This is a genomic window from Occallatibacter sp., from assembly GCF_049802275.1.
In the GTDB taxonomy this organism is placed as follows: Bacteria; Acidobacteriota; Terriglobia; order Terriglobales; family Acidobacteriaceae; genus Telmatobacter.
In genome coordinates this window covers 1-4,513 of the sequence record NZ_JBARMD010000006.1, presented here as the reverse complement: position 1 = coordinate 4,513, position 4,513 = coordinate 1, and the positions used below count along the sequence as shown (strand labels likewise).

The window sequence follows — 4,513 nt, the reverse complement described above, 5'->3', positions numbered from 1 at the left end:
TTGTCGCACAGCATCTACCCAGGACCACGGCGACCATCACCTTTGGCGAGGGCTATCCGGCCATGGCGCCCACTGCGCAGAGCCGCGCGCTGCTCGGCATTCTCAACCAGGCAAACGCCAGTCTCGGGTTTAAGCAGATGCCCGAGTTGGATCCGATGAAGCGCGGTGCTGGAGACATCTCGTTCGTCGCGGGTATTATCCCCGGGCTGGCTGGAATCGGCGCAACTGGCGAAGGCGCGCATGCCCCGGGCGAGACCATCGACCTGTCGACGCAGCCCATCAACACCAAGCGCGATGCTCTGCTGATGTACCGCCTGAGCCAGATCGACCAGAACGCCGATCTCACCAAAGTCGCAACGAAATAGCTCGCTGCAAAACATTGTCGCTCTGCCAACGGCTCGTTGCTCTCCCACCCTTGCTGCGCAAGGATGGGGCACCCGGCTTCTTTCCTGCAAATAAATACGGCGCGACCTGGTTGCGCCGTATTCGCGTTTGGCTTACCAACTATTCCTGCGGGCCACCGTTCGGATAATCCACGCGCACCGTAAGAATCTCGTATGGATGAATCGGCGCCTTCACCACATCGCCGGTCACTGCAAGCGGACTTCCCTCAGGCGCCTCCATCATGTTCGTCACTGTCGCGCCCGTCGCGCCTGGTGGCACATGAAACTCAACCGTGGAATCCTTCCCTGCCCACTCGTACACGCGGAAGATCAATCCCTTCGTGTCTTCAGCCTTCTTTACCGCTGTCAGCACCACGTTGTCCGGCGTGACGGAAGCAAAGGAGTGGCTGGCGGGCAGGGTCCCAGCGTGAGCGGTCGCAACCACCGCCGTCAACGGATAGTTGTATTCAAATCCGTGACGCACGGTCATCGCATCTTTCCAGGTGCCTGCGTGCGGATAGAGCGCGTAGTGGAAGTGATGATGTCCCATGTCCGCATCCGGGTCGGGCCACTTCGGCGAGCGCAGCAAGGTAAGGCGAAGCGTGTTGCCGGCAGCGTCATAGCCGAACTTGGAATCATTGATGAGACTGAAGCCGTGCTTGCCATCTCCGAGATCTGCCCACTGCTGCGCCGGAACTTCAAACTGCGCCTTCTCCCACGAGTTGTTGCGTGTAGTTGGCCGGTCAATCGATCCGTAAGGAATCTCGTAAGTAGCAAACGGCCCCGAAGCCGCCAGCGGAAACGCCGCCTTCAGCAAAATGTGCGATTCATGCCAGTCGATGTCGTTTTCAATGTCGACTTGATCGCCGTCTGCCGAGAGCCCGATCGTCTGAACGAACTTCGAGTTGCCCCGATGGCTCGTTACGCGAATCGTCGGCTCCGCCTTCTTCAACATCTCAACAGCGTCTGGATGCTCAATCGTCATCGGCGCAACATCCAACGTCCCCGGATCGATGTTCCATGCGTCATAGTCCTTCGGATTGTCCTTGAAGAACTGCAACTGGTTGCCGCACGCCTTCGAAGCCAGCGCCTCGAAGTTGGTTTTTTTCTCAAACAGGCTCGTAATGCACCCGGAGTTCCGGTCCACCGTCATGCGCAGCGTCTCATTCTCGAGTGTGAACGAATCACCTGATTCTTTCGCAGTTACCGCATGCTCATCGCGTTCAGAACTTCCCTTACCACCGATCCAAATCAGCTTGTAGCCCATAGCCGGCACGTGCAGCACGTGCAGCTTCACATCGGCGAAGTCCGTCTTGTCGTCCGGCACCACCTCCACAACCTGTGCGCCTGTCGCGCTGACCGCAGTCTTGCCGGTCTGTACATGCGCGATTACCTCACCTGATCGCGACCAGCCCAGCGGGTTGTAGATCACCACCGGCACACCTGCACCCGCCGTATTTACGCGTTCGTCCACGGTGTTCAGCGAGTCGGACGAAATCTCATTCGTCGACCACCGCACCACGTCGTAGTCTTTCTGCGCGTCCTTATAAATGACGCCGATCCCAGACCCCGCCGCCAGATCATGGAACTGGTTGAACAGAACTTTCTTCCAGTCTTCTGTCAGTTCGGCTGCCGGATAATTCTGCCCATCCAGCCAGGCCAGCGACGACCACTTCTCCGCATTGAGCACTTCCTCTGAGCTTTCCCGCATATTCCGCTTGTGATTCGCCTGCGTCGTCATCACCCCGCGGTGATACTCGAAATACATCTCGCTCTTCCAGGTCGGAATCGAAATCTTGCCCGGCACCGCCGGCGGCGGCGTGTATCCCTTCGCAATCGACCGGTAATCCCACACCGGGCTATCCGGCGCAATCTTCCCATCTTTGGGATCTTCAGCGTTCTGCAGGTTTACCTGATCGAAGTAACTCTGCGCTGTCCCGAACACGATCTGCGGCACCACCTTCGCCGGCATCGACGGATCCGCCCAATGCACGCCCTGGTCGAGGATGGCCCTTGTCGGTCCGCCGCCATGATCGCCAATCCCGTACAGGTCCATCATGTCCGTCAGGCCCGTCGCCCGCTGCCGGGCCTGCACCATATCCGCGGCCAGTCGCGTCGGGTTCAGGTTGTCATTCGCATAGTCGTGCGGAAAATACGCCAACACTTTGGATCCATCCGGCGACTCCCACCAGAAGAGCTTGAACGGAAGCTGATTAGTGTCGTTCCACGTCATCTTCTGCGTCACGAAATAATCCACGCCACTCTTCTTGTAGATCTGCGGAAGCTGCCACGTATACCCGAACGAATCCGGATTCCAGCCGATTCGTACATCGACGCCGTAAGCCTGCTTGTACCAGCGCTTGCCCACCAGCAGTTGCCGCACCAGCGATTCGCCATCCGGCATATTCAAATCGGGCTCCACCCACATGCCGCCCACAATCTCCCAGCGCCCTTCCTCGATGCGCTTCTTGATCTCCGCATTCATGTCGGGATACTTGTCAGCGATCCACTCGTTATAGGCCGCTGCCGACTGCGTATAGGTGTACTGCGGATACTCGTACATCAGTTGCAACGCCGTGCCGAAGGTACGCTTGACCACGTCGACGGTTTCCGTCCATGGCCACAGCCACGCCGCATCGATGTGCGAGTTGCCTGTAAGGTGCCATGTCGCGGTCTGCATCAGCGGCAGCAGCGCTTCGAGTTTGCTGTGCGCAGCTCTCAGGCTTTCGTCAAAGCCTTTTTGATCCTTTGCATCCAGGGCCTTTATGTCGACCGCAGCGATCGCGCTGTTAAGGGTGGCCATTTGTGAAGCATCATTTGGCGCCAGCGAAGGAACCAGGATCGCCGCGGTCAGAAACTCCGTGCGCAGGTCGTCAGGATTAGGCCGATTGTCAGAAAACTCGATGCGCAGCGTGGCCCCCCTGATCGACTTCGTATCCACCGTGTGCAGCAGCTTCACCGCCACCGTGACCTTATCGCCGGGCTTCGCGTTATCAAACAGGACCACGGGCTCGAGATCGTCGCCGAGCGCAACGCGCCGCCCATTGAAGTAGAGAATCTCCGGCATCGGCCCGTTGGCATCGGCATGAAACTGAAACCAGACGCGAGAGCCGGTCAGGTCGTACCCGTTCAGCGTGTCCGGGACAATATAGGTCGTGCGAAACCAAACCGCGTCATTCGACGCGTTGCCCGGCACAGCCTGAGTCTTCCAGTCAGACTCATCAAGGTTGACCTCCTCGCCATGCGCCACGTCGCCGCTGTGCGTCTTCCACACACCGCCCGGAAGTTCGCGCAGCATGGTGAGCCGCGTGATTACAGTCCGCGACTCCAGCGGCAGATTCGACGCGACCCGATCAATCTCCGCGGCCACTTTCACGGCTTCAACCGCGGTCTGCGCCGTGGCAAGATTAGCGAGCGATGAAGCAACAGAGACAAAAGCAAGAACGGCAACGCAAAAAGCGAGACTCCGACGTCCGGATACGAATGCTCGAAACATGGCTGTAGGCTCCCCGAGAAATCTTAAGCCATCGCACCGGGCCGCACCTCCATTCCGGGGTTCCTGACCGCTGATCACTGAAACATTGACACTAAGCGGTTGCGCCGCTCATACCCATCCGCCATCCACCACGTAGCTCTGATTCGTAATCGCGCTCGAATCATCCGCCGCCAGAAAGAGCACCAGCCGGGCCACATCCTCCGGCAAAACATCCCGCTTCAAAGCCTGGCTCACCATGATCTCCGCTTTGTACTCTGGCGTATAGACGAGCCGCCTCTGCTTTTCCGTCGCAACCGCCCCCGGCAACACCGCATTCACGCGGATTCCGTTCGGCCCCAGTTCGTGCGCAAGTGTTCGGGTTAGTCCGACGATCGCCGCCTTCGCAGCGATGTAAACCGGCACGCCTGTCGATGGAATCATCCACGAGATCGATGACATGTTGATGATGCTGCCTCGCCCCGCCGCCTTCATCGCAGGCAGCACCGCCTGGATCATGAAAAACTGCGGCCGCAGATTCACGGCGATCGAAGCATCCCAATATTCCGGCGTGACGTCCTCGACCTTGTGCCGCTGATCGTTCGCCGCATTGTTCACCAGCACGTCGACGCCGCCCAGCGAGGCAACCGCCTCTCTG

Annotated in this window: 2 protein-coding genes and 1 pseudogene; 1 reads left to right on the top strand and 2 read right to left on the bottom strand. The window is 58.9% G+C overall.

Features of this window, described 5'->3' with window-relative positions:
- Positions 1-365, top strand: a pseudogene (locus WA354_RS00255) (hypothetical protein); the annotation flags it as partial.
- Positions 366-504: 139 nt separating this feature from the next.
- Here WA354_RS00255 and WA354_RS00250 read toward each other — a convergent pair.
- On the bottom strand, positions 505-3,879 hold the full coding sequence (locus tag WA354_RS00250; protein ID WP_472810998.1) for an alpha-mannosidase: 3,375 nt from the start codon (positions 3,877-3,879) through the stop codon (positions 505-507).
- A gap of 108 nt (positions 3,880-3,987) precedes the next feature.
- The coding region (locus WA354_RS00245; protein ID WP_472810997.1) for an SDR family NAD(P)-dependent oxidoreductase at positions 3,988-4,513 on the bottom strand (526 nt) is incomplete at its 5' end.